This window comes from Enterobacter sp. BIDMC93, assembly GCF_001037805.1.
In the GTDB taxonomy this organism is placed as follows: Bacteria; Pseudomonadota; Gammaproteobacteria; order Enterobacterales; family Enterobacteriaceae; genus Enterobacter; species Enterobacter hormaechei_C.
Window position 1 is genome coordinate 1,686,054 of sequence record NZ_KQ089962.1, and the last position, 24,104, is coordinate 1,710,157.

The 24,104-nt window shown below is 50.4% G+C and carries 27 protein-coding genes; 26 read left to right on the top strand and 1 reads right to left on the bottom strand.

Going from position 1 to position 24,104, the window contains the following annotated elements; all coding sequences use genetic code 11:
• Positions 1–12 precede the first annotated feature (12 nt).
• The 22 genes from SK58_RS08065 to SK58_RS23175 all read left to right on the top strand — a co-directional run bounded on the left by SK58_RS08065 (position 13) and on the right by SK58_RS23175 (position 17,782).
• Positions 13–966: a major capsid protein gene (locus tag SK58_RS08065; RefSeq protein WP_015570929.1), complete on the top strand. Its 954-nt coding sequence runs from the start codon at positions 13–15 to the stop codon at positions 964–966.
• Positions 967–968: 2 nt separating this feature from the next.
• Positions 969–1,247 carry an Ig-like domain-containing protein gene (locus SK58_RS23055; protein WP_223862367.1) on the top strand — a complete coding sequence of 93 codons (279 nt, stop codon included), beginning with the start codon at positions 969–971 and terminating at the stop codon, positions 1,245–1,247.
• Positions 1,248–1,283: 36 nt separating this feature from the next.
• On the top strand, positions 1,284–1,766 hold the full coding sequence (locus SK58_RS08070; protein ID WP_048219635.1) for a DnaT-like ssDNA-binding protein: 483 nt from the start codon (positions 1,284–1,286) through the stop codon (positions 1,764–1,766).
• 1 nt (position 1,767) lies between these two features.
• Entirely contained in the window at positions 1,768–2,028 is a 261-nt protein-coding gene (locus SK58_RS08075; protein WP_032654540.1) for a hypothetical protein, read from the top strand.
• 3 nt (positions 2,029–2,031) lie between these two features.
• Positions 2,032–2,382, top strand: coding sequence for a hypothetical protein (locus SK58_RS08080; protein ID WP_032654538.1), 351 nt, complete (start codon positions 2,032–2,034; stop codon positions 2,380–2,382).
• 1 nt (position 2,383) lies between these two features.
• Complete coding sequence (locus tag SK58_RS08085; protein WP_048219637.1) at positions 2,384–2,968, top strand: hypothetical protein; 585 nt, start codon at positions 2,384–2,386, stop codon at positions 2,966–2,968.
• Entirely contained in the window at positions 2,965–3,375 is a 411-nt protein-coding gene (locus tag SK58_RS08090; RefSeq protein WP_048219639.1) for a DUF4128 domain-containing protein, read from the top strand. The genes SK58_RS08085 and SK58_RS08090 overlap by 4 nt, the downstream gene beginning before the upstream one ends.
• A 57-nt stretch (positions 3,376–3,432) precedes the next feature.
• Complete coding sequence (locus SK58_RS08095; RefSeq protein ID WP_048219641.1) at positions 3,433–4,104, top strand: phage tail protein; 672 nt, start codon at positions 3,433–3,435, stop codon at positions 4,102–4,104.
• Positions 4,105–4,165: 61 nt separating this feature from the next.
• Complete coding sequence (locus tag SK58_RS08100) at positions 4,166–4,477, top strand: phage tail assembly chaperone (protein ID WP_022651271.1); 312 nt, start codon at positions 4,166–4,168, stop codon at positions 4,475–4,477.
• 47 nt (positions 4,478–4,524) lie between these two features.
• A complete protein-coding gene (locus SK58_RS08105) occupies positions 4,525–4,788 on the top strand; it encodes a DUF1799 domain-containing protein (RefSeq protein WP_045911865.1) in 264 nt (87 codons plus the stop codon).
• Positions 4,785–7,697, top strand: a complete 2,913-nt coding sequence (locus SK58_RS08110; RefSeq protein ID WP_048219643.1) for a phage tail tape measure protein — start codon at positions 4,785–4,787, stop codon at positions 7,695–7,697. Before SK58_RS08105 ends, SK58_RS08110 begins: the two co-directional genes overlap by 4 nt.
• Before the next feature lie 74 nt (positions 7,698–7,771).
• Positions 7,772–8,125 (top strand): hypothetical protein, encoded by a 354-nt coding sequence (locus tag SK58_RS08115; RefSeq protein ID WP_020690998.1) that lies wholly within the window; start codon positions 7,772–7,774, stop codon positions 8,123–8,125.
• 56 nt (positions 8,126–8,181) lie between these two features.
• Complete coding sequence (locus tag SK58_RS08120) at positions 8,182–8,529, top strand: phage tail protein (protein WP_015570921.1); 348 nt, start codon at positions 8,182–8,184, stop codon at positions 8,527–8,529.
• Complete coding sequence (locus SK58_RS08125) at positions 8,526–9,281, top strand: phage minor tail protein L (protein WP_048219645.1); 756 nt, start codon at positions 8,526–8,528, stop codon at positions 9,279–9,281. Before SK58_RS08120 ends, SK58_RS08125 begins: the two co-directional genes overlap by 4 nt.
• A gap of 1 nt (position 9,282) precedes the next feature.
• Positions 9,283–9,993, top strand: coding sequence for a C40 family peptidase (locus SK58_RS08130; protein ID WP_048219647.1), 711 nt, complete (start codon positions 9,283–9,285; stop codon positions 9,991–9,993).
• A gap of 33 nt (positions 9,994–10,026) precedes the next feature.
• Complete coding sequence (locus SK58_RS08135; protein WP_015570918.1) at positions 10,027–10,656, top strand: tail assembly protein; 630 nt, start codon at positions 10,027–10,029, stop codon at positions 10,654–10,656.
• Between the two features lie 52 nt (positions 10,657–10,708).
• Entirely contained in the window at positions 10,709–14,254 is a 3,546-nt protein-coding gene (locus tag SK58_RS08140) for a TipJ family phage tail tip protein (protein WP_048219649.1), read from the top strand.
• Positions 14,255–14,297: 43 nt separating this feature from the next.
• On the top strand, positions 14,298–14,612 hold the full coding sequence (locus tag SK58_RS08145) for a hypothetical protein (protein WP_022651029.1): 315 nt from the start codon (positions 14,298–14,300) through the stop codon (positions 14,610–14,612).
• Positions 14,613–15,284 (top strand): hypothetical protein, encoded by a 672-nt coding sequence (locus SK58_RS08150; protein WP_048219651.1) that lies wholly within the window; start codon positions 14,613–14,615, stop codon positions 15,282–15,284.
• 107 nt (positions 15,285–15,391) lie between these two features.
• The gene (locus tag SK58_RS08155) at positions 15,392–15,625 is read left to right on the top strand and encodes a phage exclusion lipoprotein Cor (protein WP_017382566.1); all 234 of its coding nucleotides are present in this window, start codon (positions 15,392–15,394) and stop codon (positions 15,623–15,625) included.
• A 58-nt stretch (positions 15,626–15,683) separates the two neighbouring features.
• On the top strand, positions 15,684–16,949 hold the full coding sequence (locus tag SK58_RS08160; protein ID WP_047727259.1) for a phage tail fiber protein: 1,266 nt from the start codon (positions 15,684–15,686) through the stop codon (positions 16,947–16,949).
• An 8-nt stretch (positions 16,950–16,957) separates the two neighbouring features.
• Positions 16,958–17,782 (top strand): phage tail fiber protein, encoded by an 825-nt coding sequence (locus SK58_RS23175; protein ID WP_229654969.1) that lies wholly within the window; start codon positions 16,958–16,960, stop codon positions 17,780–17,782.
• Here SK58_RS23175 and SK58_RS08170 read toward each other — a convergent pair.
• Positions 17,760–18,272: a phage tail fiber protein gene (locus tag SK58_RS08170; RefSeq protein ID WP_306461097.1), complete on the bottom strand. Its 513-nt coding sequence runs from the start codon at positions 18,270–18,272 to the stop codon at positions 17,760–17,762. The genes SK58_RS23175 and SK58_RS08170 overlap by 23 nt on opposite strands.
• A gap of 321 nt (positions 18,273–18,593) precedes the next feature.
• On the opposite strand from SK58_RS08170, the gene SK58_RS08175 reads away from it, so the two are divergent.
• The 4 genes from SK58_RS08175 to SK58_RS08185 all read left to right on the top strand — a co-directional run bounded on the left by SK58_RS08175 (position 18,594) and on the right by SK58_RS08185 (position 23,188).
• The gene (locus tag SK58_RS08175) at positions 18,594–19,142 is read left to right on the top strand and encodes a recombinase family protein (RefSeq protein WP_006811570.1); all 549 of its coding nucleotides are present in this window, start codon (positions 18,594–18,596) and stop codon (positions 19,140–19,142) included.
• A 116-nt stretch (positions 19,143–19,258) separates the two neighbouring features.
• Complete coding sequence (locus SK58_RS22845) at positions 19,259–19,681, top strand: hypothetical protein (RefSeq protein ID WP_047729222.1); 423 nt, start codon at positions 19,259–19,261, stop codon at positions 19,679–19,681.
• 758 nt (positions 19,682–20,439) lie between these two features.
• Positions 20,440–22,110, top strand: coding sequence for a FliC/FljB family flagellin (locus SK58_RS08180; protein WP_032635822.1), 1,671 nt, complete (start codon positions 20,440–20,442; stop codon positions 22,108–22,110).
• 145 nt (positions 22,111–22,255) lie between these two features.
• Positions 22,256–23,188, top strand: a complete 933-nt coding sequence (locus SK58_RS08185) for an RNA-guided endonuclease InsQ/TnpB family protein (RefSeq protein WP_048219653.1) — start codon at positions 22,256–22,258, stop codon at positions 23,186–23,188.
• Positions 23,189–24,104: the final 916 nt, after the last annotated feature.

Below are 24,104 nucleotides of genomic sequence, written 5' to 3' on the forward strand. Positions count from 1 at the left end.
GGGATTCAAACCATGGCAACGACTGTTAATACCGACCTGGTTATTTATGACGATCTGGCGCAGACCGCGTTTCTTGAGCGTCGCCAGGACAATCTGGAAGTGTTCAACGCTTCCTCCAACGGTGCGATTTTGCTGGATAACGAACTGATTGAAGGTGATTTCCGTAAACGCGCCTTCTACAAAGTTGGTGGTTCCATCGAATCGCGCAATGTGAACTCTGTCGATAAAGTCACAGGTAAAAAAATCGGTGCCGGTGAAGCGGTATCCGTTAAAGCACCGTGGAAATACGGTCCGTATGAAACCACGGAAGAGGCCTTTAAACGCCGTGGCCGCTCCGTTGATGAGTTCTCCGAAGTGATCGGCGTTGATGTCGCAGATGCCACGCTGGAAGGCTATGTGAAATATGGCCTGAAAGCGCTGACTGCGGCGATTGGTGCTAACGCCGACATGGTCGTAACCGCCGACATTGAGACCGACGGTAAAAAGACCCTGACGCGTGGCCTGCGCAAATATGGCGACAAGTTTAACCGAGTGGTTCTGTTCGTGATGCACTCCGCGACCTACTTCGACATTGTGGATGAGGCGATTGCCAACAAAATTTACGAAGAAGCGGGCGTGGTGGTTTACGGCGGGCAGCCGGGCACGCTGGGTAAACCTGTGCTGGTGACCGACACCATGGATGCTGATGCGATCCTTGGGCTGGTGGCCGGCGCAGTGACCGTTACCGAGTCTCAGGCGCCGGGCTTCCGTTCCTACGATATCAACGATCAGGAAAACCTTGCGGTTGGCTATCGCGCTGAAGGTGTGGTGAACGTCGATCTGCTGGGCTACAGCTGGGATACCGCCAAAGGTGATAACCCTGACCTGACCGCCATCGGCACTGCTGGCAACTGGAAGAAGCACTTCACCAGCAACAAATCAACGGCAGGCGTGCTGATCAAACTGGAATCCGCAGTGGGGGAGTAACGCTGTCAGCGGATAAAACCTCCGCAACCGCTGACAGCACAGATGCGGTAACTGTTTCTCTGAAGTACACGCTGAACGGCTCCGGTGTATCCGGTAAAACCGTCGTGTGGACGTCTACAGGCGGCACGCTTAGCACGGCCAGTTCTCAAACCGGCTCTGCTGGTGGTGCAACGGTGAAACTCACATCAGACGTTGCTGGCACCTTCACGGTAACCGGCACGATTGAAGGAGTGGCGAAAACCACTGATGAGATCACCTACACTGCGCCTGCCGGAGAATAACGAATGGGGTGAAAGCCCCATAAACAGGATGATTAGATGATCAATACCGATATCACCTCTCCTGATGCCAACAGCTACGCCAGTGAAGAGGAACTTTCCTCGTTTGCGGAAATACGCGGCATTAAACTGCCTGACAAGCTCGCACCTTTGCTGATTAAGGCAATGGATTACCTGGAGGGGCTGGACTGGGTAGGCTCAAAAGCTGACCCGAGACAGGCTCTGGCATGGCCACGCGTGAATGTCGTTCTGGATGAACATGATTTCCCGCCGGATGAAGTTCCACGGCAGGTTTTAACCGCGCAGTGCATGCTGGCGGTAGAGGCAATCGACGGAGATTTACTCTCCAGCGTGCGCGAAGCCGCTGTGAAAACTGAACGTGTGGAAGGTGCTGTCACCATGACCTATGCGGTCGCAGATGGTGAAGTTTTCACTCCGTCCTATCCTGCTGTCATGGCGCTGCTGGGCGATCTTGCTGGTGGTCGTGGCTACGCAATCAATGCATTTGCAGAGAGGGCATGACATGCCGGACTTGAAAGTTATTAACCTGGCTAGCAGAAAAGATGCTGATCTGGAACATAACCGAACAGAGGTTATTAGGCTTCTGGAAGAGGCGCTTCATGCTGCTCGCGAAGGCAATTATCGTAGCATGGCTATTTTGCTTATTGATGAAAGCGGTGCGGTTATGGATGCCTGGCATAGCGGTGGTTTTCCGTACGTTATGGTTGGCGCCATCGAATCACTCAAAACTGATTTTATCAATCTGCAAATCGAGAGGCGCTGACGAATGCCCATTGATTACCTACGTATGCAGGCCAGAACAACGCGCATGCTCAGGCAGAACGGAGCGTTATACAACGTCACCCGTAAAGGCTCGGTAACGGTTATCGGCGGCGTTGAACATAAAACTGAAGAGGTCCGTTTTACTGCTGTGGGCGTGAAGACTGAATACGCGCCAGGCGAAATAGATGGAACGGTCATCGTTAACGGCGACGTGCAGATTGTTTTTACGTCAGAGCAGGAAATTAAAATCGGCGATGTGGTTGATATAGACGGCACAGCCTACCGCATTGTGAACCCCAACCCTGCAAAACCTGCCTCGCTGGTTCTCTGCTACAAAGCGCAACTGAGGGCTTAACATGGGCGAGAACACGGCATTCCTCGCTGAAATCACAGCCTTCGTCAATAAGGCCAAAGCGAATCAAGAAGCTGTGGTGCGCACGGTTGGTATTAAAATACTTAACCAACTGGTGATGATGTCCCCAGTGGGCAACCCGGAGTTGTGGGAAGTTAACCAGACAGCCGTTTCCTATAATCGCGCTGTTTACGACCATAACGAGGCGCAGCGGGCAAATCCCGACAACCTGACCAAAACCGGGCGACTGAAGAAAAAAGCCCGGGTGGTGGATGGGATGGATATCAAAGCACCGCCGGGGTATACGGGCGGACGCTTTCGCGGTAACTGGCAGGTATCGTTTGATGCTCCGACAGCTGATGAAACAGGGCGAATAGACAAGACCGGCGACCTGACAAAAGCAGCCGGGAACTACACGCTGTCACTGTTCAAAGTCGGGATGAAGGCCATTTATTTCTGCAACAACGTCCCGTATGCATACCCGCTTGAAATGGGGCATTCCACACAGGCACCGGGCGGAATGGTCCGTATAACCGCTGCTGAGTTTCAACGCTTCTTTGAGGAAGCTGTCAAGGAGGTGTCCAGGTGATTCCTGATATTGCATCTGCACTGGCCGCCAGACTGGGTACCTGGGCCGATGCCGAGGGCATTTCGGTTGCATGGGAGAACGTGCCGTTTACACCTCCTGCTAACGAGATGTACCTGGCCGTTCACGATATGCCTGTTACGCCGAGAACAATCGATCTCGGATTGCGCTGCCGGACTTATTCAGGCGTGTACCAGATTAATGTCGTGGCGCCAGCCGGCTCCGGCCGTACCTCAGTCGTTTCTCTGGCGGGCAGAGTAGTGCAATTGTTCCCTGAGGGGCTGGAAATTGCAGGAAGTGACTTCACCTGCTGGATCACCAGCACGCCAGCAGTTTTTCGCGGTATCCCGACCGCTGTTTCCTACACCATTCCCATCAGCCTGAACTACCGGGCCGACATCATTAACTGACCCCGTCAAAATCATCGGCAATTGTGCCGGTTTTCTAATTTCACAGGAGTAAACATTATGGGCTTTGCATTGCCTAACGGCGCTCATGTTTATCTGGCGTCGGGCTACGGCCCGGCCATTACTTTCACCGGCGCGACGAATGCTGAGCACGCGGTGATCACCGTCAGCGCCGCGGACGATATTGCGGTCGGCGATATCGTTCACGTGAACTGCAACTGGTCGGGTATTGATAACGTTATCGCGAAAATCGACGCGATTGCGGAGAATGCTGTCACTCTTCGCAACATCAATACCACCAACAAAAACAAATACGCGGCTGGCGGCGGTTCCGGCTCTATTCGCAAAATTGAAGAATGGACCGAACTGCCACAAATCACTGAGGTATCGAAATCCGGTGGTGATCAGAACACCACGCAGATTCAGTTCCTCAGCGATGACCGTCAGCGCAACCTGAATACCTATAAATCTGCCGTCTCTCAGACTTACTCGATCGCTCACGATTCAAGTCTCCCGGTATATCCGTTGCTGCGCCAGCTGGATGAAGACGAAGAGACTGTGGCGGCTTATATGTACGTTCCGAAGGCGAAGGAGAATCGTTACTGGGCGGCCACGGCATCTTTTGACGACACGCCGACCACGGCGGTGAACGAAGTCGAAACGGTAAGCGTCGTGCTGAACCTGCAATCGCCAGCAATGACGTTCTACAAAATCACAGGCGCCGCGGCATAAGCCAGGCATAACGATAGTCTAAGCCTCCTCCATGGAGGCTTTCTTTCACTAAGAGGCAACGATGGCGACTAAATTCACCCTTCAGCCCAAACCAACTTTTAAGGCCAACGTCTCGATCCCGCGCGCTGGCGATGAGGATGGCGTGCTGACATTCACATTCAATCACAAGCCACTCAAAGAACTGGCGGATCTGGAGAAAATGGAAGGCAAAACCGCCACTGATTTTCTGATGGAAATCATTGCTGGCTGGGCACTTCCCGATGCATTCAACGCGGAAAACCTGTCGGTGCTGCTGGAAAACTATCCGGCGGCAATGAAGGCAATCCCGGAAACCTACTACCGAGAGTTGATGGGGCAGCGCGAAAAAAACTGATAGCGGTTGCCTCTGCATTCTATACGCCTGAACCCACAGCGGCAGACCTGGCACCCTATGGGCTTACGCCGGATGACTATGACGATCAATACATCGACGTCTGGCCAGATGTATGGCCTTCATTCCTGGTGTTTCAGGCTGTCAGCACGCAGTGGCGCACGGGCATGGGAGGCGCATCAGGTCTTGATTACAACGTGCTGCCCTGGGTGATGCGCCTGCACAACGTCGACGACGAGGCAACCGCGCTTTCGGACATCCGAATCATGGAGTGCGCCGCACTAAAAGTTATGCATAAAGAGAGGGCGGAATGAGTAACGACATCGCCACGATTTCCCTGCGCGTAAATACCACTGAGCTGGAGCGTGGTAACCAGGCACTGGATCGCTTTCAGGAGACTGCGTCCGCCGCGGCAGGTAAAGCGGATGACCTGAACAGTACGTTCCGCACCGGGATCGACAACCAGAAAAAAAACAGCGAAAGCCTGAAACAGCAACGGCAGGAACTGCAAAACCTGCTGAATAAAATCAGCCCTGTTAACAAGGCGCTGGACGAGCTGGATACCATTCAGGAAAGCCTGTCTAAATTCCGGAACAAAGGTTTGGTGGGTGACGAGGATTTTACTCGTTACAACAGCGTGCTTGAGACAACCCGCGCGAAACTGGCGCAGGTCATGGAATCTGAAACAGCAGAGGGCCGTGCTCGCATTGAGCAGGCACAGGCAGCGCAACGGGCAGCTGCCGCAGGCAAAAATTTTATCGACTCACTCGAGGACCAGGTTGCAGCTATCGGAAAAACCCGTGCAGAGTTGCTCGAACTGAAGGCGGCCCAGCTTGGCGTGTCGGACCGCGCTGCGCCAATGATTGCCCGACTAAAAGAGCAGGAAGAGTCCTGGAAATCTGGAGCTATCAGTGCGGGGCAGTACCGTAATGCCATGCGTTACCTGCCAATGCAAATGACGGATATTGTGACTTCACTGGCCTCCGGTATGCCGGTTTATATGGTCGCTATCCAACAGGGTGGTCAGCTGCGTGATTCCTTTGGCGGAGTGGGTAACGCGCTAAAAGCGATGTTATCCATGGTAACCCCGGCACGTGTTGCGATTGGTGGTCTGGCTGGCGCTGTACTGATTGCGGCAAAAGCGGGATCGGACTACTTCACAGCCTATGACGGAATCAATAAAGCTATCATCCGCACCGGAAACATTGCCGGTACGTCAGCGCTACAGATTATGGCATCCTCCCAGTCAATCTCTGCTTCAACTGGGGCTACGGTGGGCACTGTCCAGAGTCTGATGACAGAGCTGGTTGGTATGGGCTCAATGACCCAGCAACAGCTTGAGAAAGCTACCAAAGCGACAGCGCTGGCAGTTGAAACTGGTATTGTTTCGGCTCAGGACATTACCAAGGCTTATAAGGATATTGATAAGGATCCGGTTAAGGCTCTTCAGAACCTTAATGAGCAATTCAACTTTCTCACCGTTTCACAGCTTAAGCACATTGACGAGTTAGTTAAGCAGAAAGACCAGACCGCTGCCGTTACTCAAGCTATGGATTTGTTTGGCGACACGATGGCAGAGCGTGGAGAGCAGGCTTACGACTCGCTGACACCATTTGGCCGCCTGTGGCTTGATATCAAGGGATGGGCGTCTGAGGCTATGCAGAGCATCGGTCAGTGGGTGGCTGAACTGGCATCAAACACGCTAAAGGAATTTAACGCAATTTATTACAGCGTCGCGATAGTTTTCCAGAAGCTGAACCAGATTATTTCTTCTTCTATCGCGGCTGCGATTAATCTCGTTCCTGACTGGGCGAAAACTGATACTTTGCAAGGATGGCAGGACTATAACGAACAAATGGCCGGCGCTTATGGTAACAGCGTATCTCAGCTGAAAAAGGACTGGGACGCAGCTGACATTAGCGCAGGCAAGTACCTCGATACATCCCGCAAGATAAGCTCCGCGACCACTGAGAAGGATCGGCAGGCAGTCGCTTCGTTTGGCAAAAAAACGAAAACAGGAAAACAAGGCACTGTGTCGGCTGGCGACCGCAGTACTGACACTGCTCAGGCCGAATTGCTGGCGCTTCAGGCGCAGTTGCGTGCTCTTCAGCAGTATAAAGGGCTGAACGACACTATCAGCCAGCAGCGCAAAGATCTGTGGACCACTGAGGCGAAATTTCAGGTGCTGGAAGAAGCCTCGCGTTCACGTTCACTGACGAAGCAGGAACAATCCCTGCTGGCGAGTAAAGACCAGGTGCTTCAGTTGGCACGGCAGAAAGCCCTGTTGGGTGATCAGATTACCGCACAGGAACAGCTGAACAAGCGAATGGATACCTCTCAGAAATATGTTACGCAGATGGCTGAGAAACAGGCTGCTTTGGTTGGTGGAGCTGGAATGAGCGAGCGGTTAGCTCAGCGTGAACTCGCGAAAAGTCAGCTTGCCGCTGGCTGGAAGAATGCTGGTGGCTCTCTGGAGGACGAGGGGTATCAGAAGCAACTCAAAGCAGCGAATGATTACTATGCCGCAGAGGACAGGTTGCGTGGCGACTGGTTGACCGGCGCGAAAAAGGGCTGGGCTGAATTTGAGGACTCCGCAACCAATGTTTACTCACAAGTGCAGACACTTACCAGCAATACATTCACCGGTATGGCCAGCACTCTTACAGACTTTTTTACCACTGGAAAAGCTAACTTCTCAGATTTCCTGACAACCTTTTTGAAAGGAACAGCCCAGATGCTGACACAGTTGGCGCTGGTTAACGGAATGAAGTCTGCGTTTGGGGGGACATCATTTGGTTCATTTTTCGGATTTTCTAGTGGCGGCGCAGTTCCGGAATTCGATACTGGCGGCTACACAGGGGATGGAGGAAAGTATCAGCCAAAAGGCGTGGTGCATGGTGGCGAATTCGTCTTCACCAAAGAGGCAACAAGTGCGCTGGGGGTTGGAAACCTCTATTCACTTATGCGAAGCGCACAGGGTTATGCAAATGGCGGTTATGTTGGCCACGCTCCGATGTATGGGCTTCAGTCATCATCGGCCGGTGGGGTAAGTATTCAAACGTCCGTAGTTGTTCAAAACCAGAACTCTCAGCAGCAGACTTCTGCAAATAACGATGCTGTTTCTCGCGCTTACAAGCAGACTATTGATCAATCTGTTCGGGCAGGTATTGCGAAACAACTTCAGCCTGGTGGGCTCATCTGGAATGCAACAAAATCAAGATAAGAGACATGGTGTTTGTTTTATCACATTATTCATCATGTTAAGATGTTTCCGATTGCAATCAAAGGAAACTTAAAATGAAGAAGGTAGTGGCTTTAGCTCTTGGGGCTTTAATGTTGTCTGGCTGTACTGTTCGTGTTGCTGATATGACCGTTGGTAGTACTAAAAATTACAACCTGAATGCAGCGAAGTTTGAAAAAGGTCAACGTGTGACTGGTGAAGACAAAGCTCCAATTGTTATTTTCCCGCTGGGCATTCCAAGCGTTAAAACTGCAATGGATCGGGCTATTGAAAAAGATAAGTGTTCCGTAGGCTTAAGCGATGTTGTTATTTATCAATTAAACCACGCATTTCTGTTCGGCACATATGGTTACCGTGTTGAAGGCACGCAGATTATCGACAAGTCTCAGCTTGGTTGTGAAACCCGCTAATTTCCTTCTCATATTGTCACAAGCCACCTTCGGGTGGCTTTTTTTATGGAGCAAACATGGCACTGGAAACGTTCACCTGGCGAACGCAGATACAGGCGGGAATGGAAGGAACGTTTAGCCATAAAACCCGCTCTGCAACCTTTGGCGATGGCTATGAGCAGATTGCAGGGGAAGGCATCAACCCTGAAAAGCAGTCATGGCCTGTAACCCTAACGGGCAAAAAAACGGACATGCTCCAGGCCCTTAAATTCTTTCGTTCTCACGTTATAAAGTCATTCATCTGGACATCGCCAGTTGGCGAAACTGGGCTCTACCGGATTGAGGCCGAATCAATCAAGTCACAGCCCTTATCCAGCAACGTTCTGACCATTTCCGCAACATTCAAACAGGCGTACGCACCATGATCACAGCAGACTATCAAAGCCTTGAGCCCGGTAATAAAGTCCGGCTTATCGAAGTTGATGGCTCTACGTTCGGCGTGGATGATGTACTGCGATTTCACGCATACAACCTCCCGCACACAGAAGAAGAAATCGCTGCCGCTGGTGGCGATGAATCAAAGCTGAAGGCGAAAAGTATCTGGTGGCAGGGGGAGGAATATGCCGCCTGGCCGTATCAAATAGAAGGGCTTGAAGCCTCCACAGACGGCAACAGTGCCCAGCCAACACTCACGGTTGCAGATATCGATAGCAAGATTACAGCGCTGTGCCTTGCTTATGACGATATGCTACAGGCGAAAGTCACTATCCATGACACTTATTCGCATTATCTCGATGCGAAAAACTTCCCAGCAGGTAACGCAACAGCTGATCCGCAACAGGTCAGAAAACGAGTTTTGTACATTGATGGTAAAAGCAGCGAAATTCCGGGCGAAAGTATCGAATTCGTACTCGATAGCCCGATGTCGTTGCAGGGTAAGATGATCCCCACGCGCCAGCTTCATTCCCTGTGTACCTGGTGCATGCGCAATAAGTACCGAACCGGTGACGGTTGCGATTATGCCGGAACCAGATACTTCGATAACAATAATAATCCTGTCGATGATCCCTCGCTTGATGTCTGTAACGGCACGCTCACGGCGTGCAAACTTCGCTTCGGAGAGAAGGAAGAACTGCCGTTTGGTGGTTTCCCGGGAACGTCTTTAATCAGGAGCTGATATGCGTCAGAAAACCATTGATGCGATTATGGCGCATGCCGCCGCTGAATATCCTCGTGAGTGCTGTGGTGTGATGGCGCAGAAAAGCCGCGTTGAACGTTATTTTCCTTGCCGGAATCTTGCCGTGGCGCCGGAGGACAATTTTGTCCTTTGCCCGGAAGATTACGCAGCTGCTGAAGACTGGGGTACGGTGATCGCCATCGTTCACAGCCACCCTGACGCCACTACGCAGCCGAGCGAACTGGATAAAGCGCAATGCGACGCAACGCTTTTACCCTGGCATATCGTGAGCTGGCCCGAGGGGGATTTACGCACCATTCAGCCGCGCGGAGAGCTGCCACTGCTGGAGCGTCCGTTTGTGCTTGGTCACTTTGACTGCTGGGGGCTGGTAATGAGCTATTTCCGGCAAAAGCATGGTATCGAACTCCACGATTACCGGGTTGATTATCCCTGGTGGGAAAACGACTATCCGGACAACTTCTATCAGGATTGCTGGTACGAGTGCGGATTCCGTGAATTCGACGGGCCGCCGAAACCTAGCGATATGGTGATCATGCAGGTTCAGGCTGATAAGTGGAATCATGCGGGGATTCTGCTGGAAGGCAACATGCTACTGCATCACCTTTATGGGCATCTGAGCCAGCGCGTACCTTATGGCGGTTACTGGCGTGAGCGCACAATGAAAATATTGCGGTTTAAAGACTGTTTCTGATAACCGCCTGTGACAGTTTTTTATGGGGAAAAAATGGCTGCATTACTCAATGTTGAGCCTGTCCGCACAATTCGATTGTACGGCGTGCTAGGTGCCACCTTCGGGCGTGAATATCGTTTATCAGTAGCTTCACCAAAAGAGGCCATCCGCGCCCTGAGCGTTATCGTGCCGGGTTTTGAGCGTTTCCTTAACACCAGCAAACAACGGGGTTTAACTTATGCGGTATTCAGCGGGAAACGAAACCTCGTAAACGATGAACTCAGTATGGACAGGAGCACAGAGGAAATCCGTATCGCGCCGGTGATCATCGGCAGTAAGCGAGCCGGGGTTTTTCAGACAATCCTCGGGGTTGCCCTTGTCGCTGTTGCTGCGTTCGTCACGGGAGGGGCCGCGATCGGGATTGGTGGGACTGCTTTTGCTGGTGGATGGGGAGCTGTGGCGGGGATTGGGGCATCAATGGCGATCGGCGGCGTAGTCCAGATGCTTTCTCCACAGACTACCGGGCTAGCCAGCAAGCAATCAGCAGATAACCGCGCCAGCTATGCATTTGGTGGCGTGACGAACACAACCTCTCAGGGAAACCCTGTCCCCATTCTCTATGGTAAACGGCGAATCGGCGGCGCTGTTGCCTCTGCCGGGATTTACGTAGAAGATCAGCAATAACAAATATTTGTCAATCAGGCCACCTTCGGGTGGCTTTTTTTATGGGCGCGATATGGTTAAAACAATTACCGGACGTAAAGGCGGCAGCTCGAGTTCTCGCACCCCTGTCGAGCAGCCCGATGATCTCCAGTCCGTTGCGAAAGCGAAAATCCTGATGGTTCTCGGTGAAGGGGAGTTTGCTGGTGGGCTGACTGCGAGGGATATCTATCTTGACGGCACACCTTTACAAAACGCTGATGGTTCCGAGAACTTCAGCGGTGTCGTGTGGGAGTTTCGCCCAGGGACACAGGCTCAGGATTACATTCAGGGGATACCTGGCACAGAAAATGAAATCAGCGTCGGTACCGAAATATCCAGCGAAACAGCCTGGACGCATACCTTCACCAATACGCAGCTTTCGGCGGTTCGCCTGCGCCTGAAGTGGCCATCTCTTTTCAAACAGCAGGATAACGGGGATTTAGTAGGGTACTCCATCAACTATGTGGTGGAGCTTCAGATGGACGGTGGTAGCTGGCAACAGGTCCTTGATACTAATGTGACCGGGAAAACCACATCAGGTTATGAACGCAGCCATCGTATCGATTTACCGAAAGCTGGCAGCACCTGGACCATCAGACTGCGCAAGATTACCGCTGACGCAAATAGTGCCAAAATCGGCGACACGATGACGCTTCAAAGTTATACAGAGGTCATCGATGCCAAACTGCGCTATCCAAACACAGCTCTATTGTACATCGAGTTTGATTCCAGCCAGTTCAATGGCTCTATTCCACAAATCGCCTGTGAACCACGTGGACGTGTCATCCGCGTACCGGATACTTACGATCCGGAAACAAGAACTTATAGCGGTACGTGGCTTGGGACATTCAAATGGGCCTGGACTGATAACCCCGCGTGGATATTCTACGACCTGGTGGTTAGCGACCGTTTCGGGCTTGGGGATCGTCTCACAACAGCGAACATAGACAAATGGACACTTTACCAGGTTGCACAGTATTGCGATCAGATGGTGCCGGATGGCAAAGGCGGAAGTGGCACCGAACCACGTTATACCTGCAACGTCTACATTCAGGAACGCAACGACGCTTATACGGTCCTGCGTGATTTTGCTGCTATCTTCCGCGGGATGACCTACTGGGGCGACGACCAGATTGTGGCGCTGGCGGACATGCCGAGGGATGTTGATTTTACATACACGCATGCGAACGTTATCGATGGCCGGTTTACCTATTCCAGCAGCACCACAAAGAACCGTTATACCAATGCGCTCGTATCCTGGTCTGATCCCGATAACGCCTATTCTGATGCGATGGAACCTGTTTTTGAACAGGCGCTGGTTTCGCGTTATGGTTTTAATCAACTTGAGATAACAGCTATTGGTTGTACCCGGCAATCGGAGGCGAACCGAAAAGGGCGATGGGGGATCCTGACCAACAACAAAGATCGCGTTGTTACTTTCAATGTAGGGGAAGATGGCAACATTCCACAGCCTGGCTATGTAATCGCCGTAGCGGACCGAAATCTCTCCGGGCGCGACCTGGGCGGCCGTATCTCTGCGGTGAATGGTCGCGTGCTAACGCTGGACAGGGCGCCGGATGCTTCGCCAGCCGACAGGATGATTGTCAATCTTCCATCGGGTGTTTCACAGTCACGCACCATTCAGTCGATAACGGGCAATAAAGTGACCGTTACGACCGCTTACAGTGAAACGCCTGTGGCTGAGGCCGTATGGGTCATTGAGTCTGATGAGCTCTACGCACAGCAGTATCGCGTTATTACGGTAACTGATAATAATGACGGCACGTTCACAATCGTCGGTGCAAATCACGATCCGGATAAATTTGATCGCATTGATACCGGAGCCATCATTGACCAGCGGCCGGTGAGCGTGATCCCGCCGGGCAACCAGTCGCCGCCTGCGAACATCGTGATCAGCTCGTTTTCCGTGGTGCAGCAGAACATTAGCGTCGAAACCATGCGCGTGAGCTGGGACCAGGCGCAGAACGCTATCGCCTATGAAGCGCAATGGCGCCGCAACGAAGGGAACTGGGTTAACGTGCCGCGCAGCTCCACCACGTCATTCGACGTTCCTGGGATTTATGCCGGGCGTTATCTGGTACGGGTGCGCGCCATCAATGCCGCAGAAATTTCATCCGGGTGGGGCTATTCAGAAGAGAAAACGCTGACCGGTAAAGTGGGCAATCCCCCGAAACCGGTCGGCTTCATCGCTTCTGATAATGTGGTTTTCGGTATCGAGCTGAGCTGGGGATTCCCGGCGAACACCGACGACACGCTGAAGACGGAAATTCAGTACAGCCTGACAGGGACGGAAGACGATGCGATGCTGCTGGCAGACGTACCCTATCCGCAGCGCAAGTATCAGCAGATGGGCCTTAAGGCAGGGCAAATTTTCTGGTACCGCGCGCAGCTGGTGGACCGCAGCGGAAACGAGTCAGGGTATACAGACTTTGTGCGCGGGCAGGCCAGCATCGATGTATCCGATATCACAGATGCAATCCTGGAGGACATGAAAGGCTCCGATACGTTCAAAGACCTGATCGAGAACGCGGTGGACAGCAATGAAAAAATTGCTGGCATGGCTGACGACATCAAACAGGCCAACGACGAACTGGCGCAACAGGCGCAGGAAATAGCAAAAAACGCTCAGGAAATCGGTAAGGTTCAGACCAGCGTTACTAACCTGTCGAGCACGGTCGGAGATGTGTCATCCTCTCTTTCAGAGCTTGAGCAGACCGTCGCAACGGCTGATACGGCGCTGGGCCAGCGCATCGATAACATCAGCGTGTCTGTGGACGGCATGGCGGGGGGAGTGAAGAACTCCGCCATCGCGATTATTCAGGGCAACCTGGCGCAGGTGGCCGCGCGCAAAACACTGTCGGCATCGGTCGCCGGTAACAGCGCGCAGCTGGACCGCATTGATGAGGTGATCGTCAACGAGAGGGAGGCAACGGCGCGTTCGCTGCTGAGTTTGCAGACTGACGTGAACGGCAACAAGGCATCCATCAACAGCCTGAACCAGACCTTCTCCGATTACCAGCAGGCCACCGCCACGCAGATAAACGGCATCACGGCGACCGTCAACGGACACACATCAGCCATCACAACCAACGCTCAGGCCATAGCGAACGTTAATGGTGATCTGAAAGCGATGTATAACATCAAGGTTGGCGTCTCCAGTAATGGACAGTATTACGCCGCAGGGATGGGGATCGGCGTCGAGAACACGCCATCCGGCATGCAGTCACAGGTCATCTTCCTGGCTGACCGCTTCGCCGTAACGCACCAGGCCGGAGCCACAGTGACCTTACCGTTCGTTATCCAGAACGGGCAGGTGTTCATCAGAGACGCGCTGATAGGTGATGGCACCATCAGCAACGCCAAGATCGGCAACTACATCCAGTCCAATAACTATGTTGCTGGCTCAGTCGGGTGGAGGCTGGATAAGGGCGGTACGTTTGAGAACTACGGTTCGACAGCTGGTGAGGGGTCCATGAAACAGACAAACCAGACAATCAGCGTGCGGGACTCCAGGAATGTGTTGAGGGTGCAGATCGGGAGAATCACGGGAACATGGTAACGGGAGGCCTCTTACGGGGCCTCTTTTTTTTCAGGAGGACTGGATGGCGGAATATGGTGTTCAGACATGGGACGCCTCAGGCAATGTAAATAACTATGGTGTTAAGCCTGTCAGCGTTTGTGGCTATCTCCAGCTGGCTCAGAACCAGAAAACAGGCTCTTACACCGTAGCGCTTCCACCGGGTTGCAGGCTGACCTATTTTCAGAGCATGAACGGCGATCAGTTTGGAACGAGTCGGAGGAAGATCACCATTTCGGGGGGAACAGCAACAGTGTCAGCAGTAGGCGATACCGACTACTCAGCAGGGACTGAGCCTGCGGCAGCGGCTTATCTCATTTTCCAGATCGAGAGGGCATAAATGGCGGAGTATGGCGTTTTACTGACGACCACGAGCGGGGAAGTATGGGTGACCGCGAACAGCTCGCCAATCGCTCTTCAGGCGCGAAAGACAGCGGCACTTCAGGGAACATCGGGGTTCAATACCAAAGTGACGCACACATTCCCCGCAGGTCAGCCTGTTGTCGCCTTCGTTCATTGCACGGTTGAGGTCGAAATCATCCAGACGATAAGCGGGAACACCATCACGATTGATTTTCTCAGACCGAATGCAACCGGCACAGCGTACGTTTATTTTTTCTCTATTTTCCCGCAGACAAAGCCAGACTACGGGCTGGCTGTGTGGGATGCATCAGGGACGCTGATTTTAACAAACGAAACGCGCACGCTGAGCGATGTTGTCACCCTCGGTACCGCCGGGGTGGATGCCAGCTCAGGATACAACATCAATACAACTCTGGCGGGGAAGTGGGCCTGTATGCCTGCCATGCTGGGGCTAATTACCGGGGTTATATCGGCTGGCGGTCAGCCGCAGCCATACATGGCCATATACAAGAGCATGGCAAAACTTGAGGGAAGCAATACGCGGATATTCGCCAGACCGCAGACAACCCCCGGCGGCAACCTTCAAAACGTCGCGTATTCGAATCTGAGGAACGTGATTATGGCCATTAACTGCGCCAACTATGATTGATCGTTTTGAACGATCAATTTCGAATAATTGATCTACCAAATCAATTATATCCCGTTAATTCATATTGTTATTGTGTAGCTTCATGAATGCCCTGGGATATAACAACTATGAAAAATATGATTCTTTGCCTGGCGGTAGCGGTATTGCTCTCCGGTTGCGCTGGCGTTATTGAGAAGCAGCAACCTGTATGCACCGGAACAGCCCTGGTTGGCGGACAGGAAAGCAGCGTCCAGATCTACGGAGTCCGCAAGCAAAATAATCAGACGCAGTACCGCGCCGGTTATCCCTTTAACTGGTCATGGGTGAGCGCCAACACGTTCACCAGCACCACCTGCCACTAACCCATTCAGTTTTGAACAAACCCCGCTCCGGCGGGGTTTTTTATTGCCTGGAGAAAATATGCTTTATAACACTGGCACCATCGCCATTAACGGAAATACAGCCACCGGCACCGGCACGAACTGGACGGCACCGGCCAGCCAGATTCGGGTTGGCCAGACGTTGTTTGTTCTTTCTAACCCGGTACAGATGTTTCAGATCACGGCCATCAACAGTGCGACGTCACTGACGGTTACACCCGCAGCGTCTCCGGCGCTCAGCGGCCAGAAGTACGGCATTCTTGTTACTGATAGTCTCTCGGTCGATGGCCTGGCGCAGAGCATGTCTCAGCTCATCAACGAGTATGACGAGAACATCGGCGCGTGGGAGACGTTCGCCACCACCTCAGCAAACCAGAACATCACCGTTACCATCAACGGCACTCGTGTAACTATTCCGGCGATCGGTAAGCTGGCGCAGAAGGGGAGTAATGGAGCTATCCCGATTGGGCAGGGCGGGACCGGGGCAACGAATGTCGCTGACGCTCGCACAAACCTCGGTTTAGGAACATCAGCCATACTTAATGCGCGGTCCAACGAGACTTACCCTGCTGATGGTGTGCTAACTGTAGGGCAGTTTGGGATAGGCGCGGATTGGTTGCCCCTGACTACTGATTTTAAGACCATTGAAAAAGGTGGCATTTACGCTGGCGGTGGCGCTACGGGAGTTAATTTCTTTAACCCGTACGCGCCTGTTCTCGTCATGTGTAGATATGCCACCTCCGCAATGCAAGCTCTTCAGGCTGATAACACTACCCTTGCATTCAACGTGAAGGATGCAAATGGCTGGAGGGGTTGGGTTAAGCTTTATAGCGAATACAACACGACCCGCGCCAGCGACGGTACATTGAAAGCTGCATCGCCAGTGGTGGCAATATTTTCCGATGGCTCATACCGGACGAATGACGAATCGGAGGGCTGCACTGTAACCCGTCTGGTCACAGGCCAATATCTGGTGGAAGGGTGTCAGGGGCTGAACTCAGACGCAGCATGGGGCGGCATCGATGGAGGTTTTGACATCCCTACCGATCGCAACAAGCAACCGCTTATCTGGCTGGATTATGAGGTTAACGCCGATGGTTCGGTACTGGTAAAAACCTATCATCGTACTCACCCTGATGCGCCTGCATTCGCCAGAAACGAACTGGAAGGCGTGGGTGACGGTGATCCTGTCGACATTCCTAGCGACCAGTTCGTGTCCGTGCGCGTCGAAATGCCTGCCGATTCTTTATACAACCAAAAAATCAGAGCAGCAGAGCTGGCCATGACTGCTGATGCGGGTGAATAAAGGTCGGTTTGGTAGACAGCAATGGTTACGTGCCTGTGTCACTGGGAGGTACGGGTAGCAACAGGGGGGCCGCAATTGGTGTCAACATCGATGGAACCTTATCTTCTACTGGCTGGTTTAATGATATTTCAACCAACCCTTCCACAATAGGTTCTGCCCGAATAACTGATGATAATGTATGGCGGAGCTATATTTCTGTTCGCCATCGGAACGGTTCTAATGCGGCCTCAGGAGGAGATAGTGCGAATTACGGATTTATGCTGGTCGATGAAGCAATGTCAGCTCAGTCAGCCGCAAATATCACAATTCGTAAACAGGCAGGCGGTACGTGGCTTTCACCTGTCAAATTATATTCAACGGGTAATACGACTAAAGCAAGTGATGGCACCCTAAAGGCGGCCTCACCTGTTGCTCGCATTGTTAATTCTCAGGAACAGAACCAGCGCACGGATATATCCGAGGATGGTTTTGCATGGTGCGGCTGCGGTACTGCGAACACCGAAGCTGAAGGAATCAAAATTTCCCGGGTCGATGTTGGTGTTTATGTGCTGAGAGGTTCGGCAGGCCTGGCGTCAGAGGGATGGCAGTTACTGCCGCCAATGGACCCAGGCGGCATGGGAGAGCTTGGGATTGTTGAAGCAGAGCAGGCAGAAAGCGGTGGGCTGACTATCCGCCTGTTTAAGCGAAAATACATGCTGAGCGATGAAGGGGAGATCGTCAAAACAAAAGGGGAACCGATGGACGTGCCGGTGAACAGCTGGATCGATGTTCGCTTGGATATGCCTGATGATTCTGCCTTTAATCAGATGATCAATCAGAAACTTCAGCCATAGCTGCACGCTGATTCCAGATACTGTTTTGCGGCATCTCTACACGGACACTGACAAACTGATCGGCCGGAATATCGGCCGGTTCGCCATCCACGAAACCTTCCCGTGAGTTCCTCGCAAATATCGGTGCTGACGGGTATTCCCGGTGGAATGTTTTCACGAGCACTGATCCGTCGGCATTAACCTCATAGTCAAGCCAGATTAGGGCCTGCCCATTACGATCTTTAGGGATATCGAAGCCACCATCAATCCCACCCCACGCCGCATCTGAATTCATACCCATGCAGCCCTCGATCAGATACTCTCCGGCTTTCATGCGAGTTACGGTACAGCCCTCTGATTCGTTATTAGTTTCAAACGAACCGTCTGCATACAGTTTAACTACTGGGGAAGCTGCTTTTAACGTGCCGTCACTAGCTCTGGTAGTGTTACCAGTGTCATAAACTCGTAACCATGGAAGGAATGAGGCGCTTTCTCTTGCCCTCCACCACATACCCTGGTTTCCTCGTCCCCCAAGCTGAAAGCAGTAGGATGAATCGGAACTATGAGCACAGTTTATCCCCATAAACACAGCAGTAGCTGAGGGACCGTCATAAGGGCTACTTAAAAATCGGCCATCGATAGCTATATCCCAGCCAGCACTACTATTACCCGGCCCGCCCAAGCCAAAATCTCCCCGGGATAACATCTGTCCTGTCGAGCTGTAAGCATCCCGTGTCGCGCTACTTCCTAAACCGACGTTTTATAGATTGCCCTGCGGCATCCATGCCGATAACTTCACCTGATTTTTTGCAGAAAATATTGGGTGAAAAACATGCTAATTGGCTACGTAAGGGTGTCAACAAATGACCAAAACACAGATCTTCAGCGACAAGCTCTCGAACGCGCAGGATGTGAACAGGTTTTTGAGGAAAAAATGAGCGGGACGGTAGCGAACCGGCCAGCGCTTAAAAAGCTTCTTCGAACGCTGAGTGAGGGCGATACGCTGGTAGTGTGGAAGCTGGATCGCCTCGGGCGAAGCATGCGAAATCTGGTACTGCTGGTCGACGAACTCCGGCAGCGCGGCATCCACTTCAAAAGCCTTACGGACAGCATCGACACTTCCAGCCCAATGGGGCGTTTCATATTCCACATCATGTCAGCCCTGGCCGAGATGGAGAGGGAGTTAATCGTGGAACGCACCCGGGCAGGACTGGCGGCAGCCCGGGAGAAAGGGCGCATAGGCGGCAGAAGGCCGAAGTTAACCCCTGAGCAATGGGCGCAGGCTGGCAGGCTGATCGCAAACGGAATGGACAGAAAGCAGGTGGCGATTATTTACGACGTTGCGGTGTGCACCTTGTATAAAAAATTTCCGGCGCGGTAGGGGTAGAGGAAAAAAATATTGAACATTTAATCCAATTTTCGTAATAAAGTATTGAAATAATGTAATAAAGTTGTTGAAATTTTGGTAAGCGGTTGGGTTGAGCATTGGGGGTATTCATGGCAAAAACAGATTCTATTACACCTGAAGAGTTTAGGGCTATTCACTTTGAATTGTCTAAAATCTCATCAACATGGGCAGACTTATGGTTAACATTGTTTTCTATCCGTGCTGAAGGCAGCAGGGTGATTACTATTAGATATTCCGATATCGAAGATGACATGCTGCACTTGGCTGGAACTCCAAAATTTGAGCCACGAACAATTAGATTAAATTTATTGCTTTCTAAGTTAATTGCGTACAGAAAGGATTGCTATCCTTCTGATATTTATGTTTTCCAGAGTAGATCAAATCGAGTTAAAGGGTTAGCTAGGCCTGTGACTGTAATAGCAATGAATAATGCCTTAAAACAAGCATCCAAATATGTAACAAGGAAAAACATCACCATGAAAAGTGCTTTAAGGGTAATCGGAAGGAACTAGTTGGACGAGGGTTCATACACTAAATACCCACCTGTTTATGGAAAGTTAGGACGATGGTCAATGATCACGTCCTTTATCAAGTCATTATTCTCCCTGATGATTTTCGATTTACTACTCGATTGGATGTAAGATATGTACATGCATGAATCTTAGGAGGGATTTCGAGTAAGTAAAATGAGATCCTGATCAGAATAAATCAAACCTGGCATTGAGTAGAGTAAATAATAAAGCAGCGCATGCAAGATTTAATAGTATAACAAAACGGGCAGAAACATTCACTGAACAAATCTCCTGATCATGTATTAGACAGAGAATGACTGTAATGTAAAACCATCTTACATACACCTACTAAAAAAGACAGATAAAACAAGGTGCCATCCGATGAGATAGCTAAGCATTTGCGCCTTGGATAGGTCTTACCATCGGAGCATCGGGTTATGCTCGCTTGTTGAGTGCTGAGAAATGAAGAGATTAGAGGTTTATAAGAGGGAGCCAGTTTGTCAAACGAGATAGTTTATTTACGATGCTCAACTTATTGAATTATATGGCTTTATTATGGTGGGTTGAAGGGCGTTAAGACGAACTTATCACAAGCATACAGTTCTGTTTCGCTTGGGGCCTGAAAGCAGATGGGGACGGTTTTCACTTTTTCTTCTAAAGGTCCAGAATACTTTGCCGATAGTGAACATAGCGGCGCAGGAGCCAAATGGTGGAAGCCGTAAACTTAATTTAAGTTCAGTCAAATAGGAATTACTATCATGGCACAAGTCATCAATACCAACAGCCTCTCGCTGATCACTCAGAACAACATCAACAAGAACCAGTCTGCGATGTCAACAGCCATTGAGCGTCTGTCATCCGGCCTGCGTATCAATAGTGCAAAAGATGACGCTGCTGGCCAGGCGATTGCCAACCGCTTCACCTCTAACATTAAAGGTCTGACTCAGGCTGCGCGTAACGCCAACGACGGTATCTCCGTTGCGCAGACCACTGAAGGCGCACTGTCTGAAATCAACAACAACTTACAGCGTATCCGTGAACTTACCGTTCAGTCTTCTACAGGTACTAACTCCCAGTCTGATCTGGACTCCATCCAGGACGAAATCAAATCCCGTCTGGACGAAATTGACCGCGTTTCCGGACAGACTCAGTTCAACGGTGTGAACGTGCTGGCTAAAGACGGCTCTATGAAAATTCAGGTTGGTGCAAACGATGGTCAGACCATCAGTATTGACCTTAAAAAAATCGATTCGGATACTTTGAATCTGAAAGGGTTTAATGTAAATGGTAAAGGTGCTGTTGATAATGCTAAACTGACCGAAGCAGACCTGACCGGCTTTACTAAGACTCCAGGAGCAAACGGTAACAACACCTGGACTAAAAATGATGTTACTACTTATCAGTCAGCGACTACAGCTGACTTGCTGAATAGCGTTGCAAACGGCAGTAAAATCAGCCAGACAGCACCAACCATCTCTAACGGTTTAGGCGTTGATGCTGACGCTGATTACACCTTTGATACAGCCAGCAAGTCCTACAAATTTGATGCAACAGATGTAACATCAGCAAATGCCCTCAACTATCTGACCAAGGGTGGTTCCGCTACTGCTACAGTTAAAATTGGTACAACCACTCAAGATGTTATCATTGATAGCGCAGGAAATATCACTGCGGCTGATGATAATGCACAACTGTATCTTGATACTACTGGTAACTTGACCAAGAACAGTGCAGGCACGCCTCCAGCAGCTACGCTTGCAGGATTGATGTCTGGCGCTTCTGCTGTTGCAAGCGAAATTACCACGGCTGATAAAGGTACGTTAACAACTACTGGTTCAGGTGCAACAGGATTTAAAATTACAGGTGCATCGATCTCTGCTGACGATATGGCAACAGCATTATCTGGTAAAGTTTATACTGTTACTAACGGTGCTGCTTCTTACGACGCTGATGCAGGTGGAGCGGTAACTGCTGGCGGTAAAGCTGTTAACCTGGATTTAGATGGAAAGCTAACTACTGATACAGAAAAAACGGTAACTACTACTTATCAAGAATTTGCTAACGGAAGCTTTATTGATGATAAAGGAGCTGCTCTGTATAAGGCAGCCGATGGTTCAATAACCACAGAAGCGCAAGGTGCTTCGGCAGCTACTTCTGACCCGTTGAAAGCGCTGGACGATGCTATCGCCTCTATCGATAAGTTCCGTTCTTCTCTGGGTGCAGTACAGAACCGTCTGAGCTCTGCGGTAACTAACTTGAATAACACCACTACCAACCTGTCTGAAGCGCAGTCCCGTATTCAGGATGCCGACTATGCGACTGAAGTGTCGAATATGTCCAAAGCGCAGATCATTCAGCAGGCAGGTAACTCCGTGCTGTCCAAAGCTAACCAAGTTCCTCAGCAGGTTCTGTCTCTGCTGCAAGGCTAATTTCATATTAAGTGTCAAAGCCCCATATATGTGGGGCTTTTTTATTGGCTGAATAAGCTCGTTAAAAGTAGTCAAATCCTCTAATCAAAGCTCGCACGATGATTTAGAATTTCACCAGTTTTGCTCCGTTTACACAGGTCCAGTTGTGATTAAAAAACAGGCATTCAAATTTTTGCTTGAACCAAACAAAGGTCAGTTATCTGACTTTTTGGCCTTTGCTGGTTCCTGTCGTTTTGTTTACAACAAAGGCCTTGCTCTTCTTAACGAGAATTACCGTTCGGGTAAAAAATTCATAGGCTACAATCAGCTGGCTTCTGAATTAGTGGAATGGAAGAATGAAGAGAGCCTTTCTTGGTTGAAAGAAGCTCCATCTCAGTGTTTACAGCAATCGTTAAGAGATTTAGACAGAGCATTCAGAAACTTTTTCACCGGCAAATCACAATATCCAAAGTTTAAAAAGAAAGGTCGGCATGATTCTTTCCGTATACCATGCCAAAGGGTTAGAGTAGATCAAGAAAAAAAACTGGTATCTCTCCCTAAAGTCGGCTGGGTAAAGTATCGCAAGAGCCGTGAAATCATTGGTGATTTAAAAAATGCAACTATTTCCCTTAATCAGGGAAAATGGTATATCAGTTTTAATACAGAGCAAACAGTTCCTGATCCAATACACCCCTCTGATATCAAAACTACAATTGTACTTAATAATGTGAATAGCGTTCATCTGTCATCTGGGGTTGGCGGTGATAACACTTACCAAGCGGAAGAAAAGAAAAAGTTAATCCGTCTCAATAAAACACTGGCGAGAAGAAAGAAATACAGCAAAAATTGGCTAAAAACCAAAGGTAAAATTGATAGAGTAAGATCAAAGGCATCAAGGATAAGACTTGATAATATCCATAAAGCAACCACGGCAATTTGTAAAAATCACGCAGTTGTTGAGGTTGTGAACTTGATGGATTCTGTATCTGCCAAGAACGATAACACTCCGAGTACGAGATACGAATTTGTCAGGCAGTTGATATACAAACAAGAGTGGCTGGGTGGTGAAATTATTCGCCGGGAGAGTAAACTCTTGTAACGGTTTTTTCCGTGATGATGTTGTACTATGTGACGAATTTTAAGCGGCAGGGCATGTCGTTTCTGCTTGTGGAGGAAGGTTAATTCAACTTCCGTTGAAGCAAGAATCTCTTGATTGTTATTGAGAATGTCAACGTCTGGTCCAATACTTTACAAGTAGAAGTATATAAGTATGTTGAAATGGATTTGCGAGTTTTCAGTTGTGAAAGTTAAAAGCTAACTCAAAACGTAATTTATAAACCACTCGGTATCTCAACTAGTACCGCCCCTCAATGATTCTTGAAAATAGGCTTAAAACTTACTGGGTCTGCGACAGACTCAGGTTACCAAGCTTGTTTACAAAATAGGATTACTTGACTGCTCTATTGGCTGTCTACGGAACAATGAGTGGAAATTGAAGTATAAGAGCAATTTACGAGGCAGAAAAAGAAGATAAAAAAAGCTGAGTAATACACGCATTATTCTCAATAGAACGAGTAAAGTAAACTGCCGCCTGTCGTATGCAAAACGGGCGGCGACTGGCCGGTGATGGGGCGATAGTAAGAGTTGCAGAGCGAGCTTCGAAACTGATACAGGCTTTGCGGTAATCGAACCTGTAATGAAGAAGACGCCAGGTGATGTGTTGTTGATTCTGTGCGACTGCCACACACAGTTTGCCAATCTGATGGGGCTGTCACTCATGACAGATGATGGCGAAGCGATCGAAGGTGCTGCTCTGGAAGGGGGGAGGTGCTTGGTAGAGTGACGTTCTTCATCAACCGCGCGCTGGGTGATGATGACTGCCCAACAATTTAATTTACATTGCTTAACTGTAGGCACTCGTTATCACTCAATGAACAGGAGATCGTATGCTGACGATTTGGGCGCTACAGTGTAATATGCATGCCAGTCGTTGATGGGGTAGTTACTGTGGAGTG

Excerpts from the sequence above, each read along its gene's own strand:
- SK58_RS08065 (WP_015570929.1), top strand. The coding sequence starts at position 13 with ATGGCAACGACTGTTAATACCGACCTGGTTATTTATGACGATCTGGCG.
- SK58_RS08070 (WP_048219635.1), top strand. The coding sequence starts at position 1,284 with ATGATCAATACCGATATCACCTCTCCTGATGCCAACAGCTACGCCAGT.
- SK58_RS08075 (WP_032654540.1), top strand. The coding sequence starts at position 1,768 with ATGCCGGACTTGAAAGTTATTAACCTGGCTAGCAGAAAAGATGCTGAT.
- SK58_RS08080 (WP_032654538.1), top strand. The coding sequence starts at position 2,032 with ATGCCCATTGATTACCTACGTATGCAGGCCAGAACAACGCGCATGCTC.
- SK58_RS08085 (WP_048219637.1), top strand. The coding sequence starts at position 2,384 with ATGGGCGAGAACACGGCATTCCTCGCTGAAATCACAGCCTTCGTCAAT.
- SK58_RS08095 (WP_048219641.1), top strand. The coding sequence starts at position 3,433 with ATGGGCTTTGCATTGCCTAACGGCGCTCATGTTTATCTGGCGTCGGGC.
- SK58_RS08100 (WP_022651271.1), top strand. The coding sequence starts at position 4,166 with ATGGCGACTAAATTCACCCTTCAGCCCAAACCAACTTTTAAGGCCAAC.
- SK58_RS08110 (WP_048219643.1), top strand. The coding sequence starts at position 4,785 with ATGAGTAACGACATCGCCACGATTTCCCTGCGCGTAAATACCACTGAG.
- SK58_RS08115 (WP_020690998.1), top strand. The coding sequence starts at position 7,772 with ATGAAGAAGGTAGTGGCTTTAGCTCTTGGGGCTTTAATGTTGTCTGGC.
- SK58_RS08120 (WP_015570921.1), top strand. The coding sequence starts at position 8,182 with ATGGCACTGGAAACGTTCACCTGGCGAACGCAGATACAGGCGGGAATG.
- SK58_RS08125 (WP_048219645.1), top strand. The coding sequence starts at position 8,526 with ATGATCACAGCAGACTATCAAAGCCTTGAGCCCGGTAATAAAGTCCGG.
- SK58_RS08130 (WP_048219647.1), top strand. The coding sequence starts at position 9,283 with ATGCGTCAGAAAACCATTGATGCGATTATGGCGCATGCCGCCGCTGAA.
- SK58_RS08135 (WP_015570918.1), top strand. The coding sequence starts at position 10,027 with ATGGCTGCATTACTCAATGTTGAGCCTGTCCGCACAATTCGATTGTAC.
- SK58_RS08140 (WP_048219649.1), top strand. The coding sequence starts at position 10,709 with ATGGTTAAAACAATTACCGGACGTAAAGGCGGCAGCTCGAGTTCTCGC.
- SK58_RS08145 (WP_022651029.1), top strand. The coding sequence starts at position 14,298 with ATGGCGGAATATGGTGTTCAGACATGGGACGCCTCAGGCAATGTAAAT.
- SK58_RS08150 (WP_048219651.1), top strand. The coding sequence starts at position 14,613 with ATGGCGGAGTATGGCGTTTTACTGACGACCACGAGCGGGGAAGTATGG.
- SK58_RS08155 (WP_017382566.1), top strand. The coding sequence starts at position 15,392 with ATGAAAAATATGATTCTTTGCCTGGCGGTAGCGGTATTGCTCTCCGGT.
- SK58_RS08160 (WP_047727259.1), top strand. The coding sequence starts at position 15,684 with ATGCTTTATAACACTGGCACCATCGCCATTAACGGAAATACAGCCACC.
- SK58_RS08170 (WP_306461097.1), bottom strand. The coding sequence starts at position 18,272 with ATGTGGTGGAGGGCAAGAGAAAGCGCCTCATTCCTTCCATGGTTACGA.
- SK58_RS08175 (WP_006811570.1), top strand. The coding sequence starts at position 18,594 with ATGCTAATTGGCTACGTAAGGGTGTCAACAAATGACCAAAACACAGAT.
- SK58_RS22845 (WP_047729222.1), top strand. The coding sequence starts at position 19,259 with ATGGCAAAAACAGATTCTATTACACCTGAAGAGTTTAGGGCTATTCAC.
- SK58_RS08180 (WP_032635822.1), top strand. The coding sequence starts at position 20,440 with ATGGCACAAGTCATCAATACCAACAGCCTCTCGCTGATCACTCAGAAC.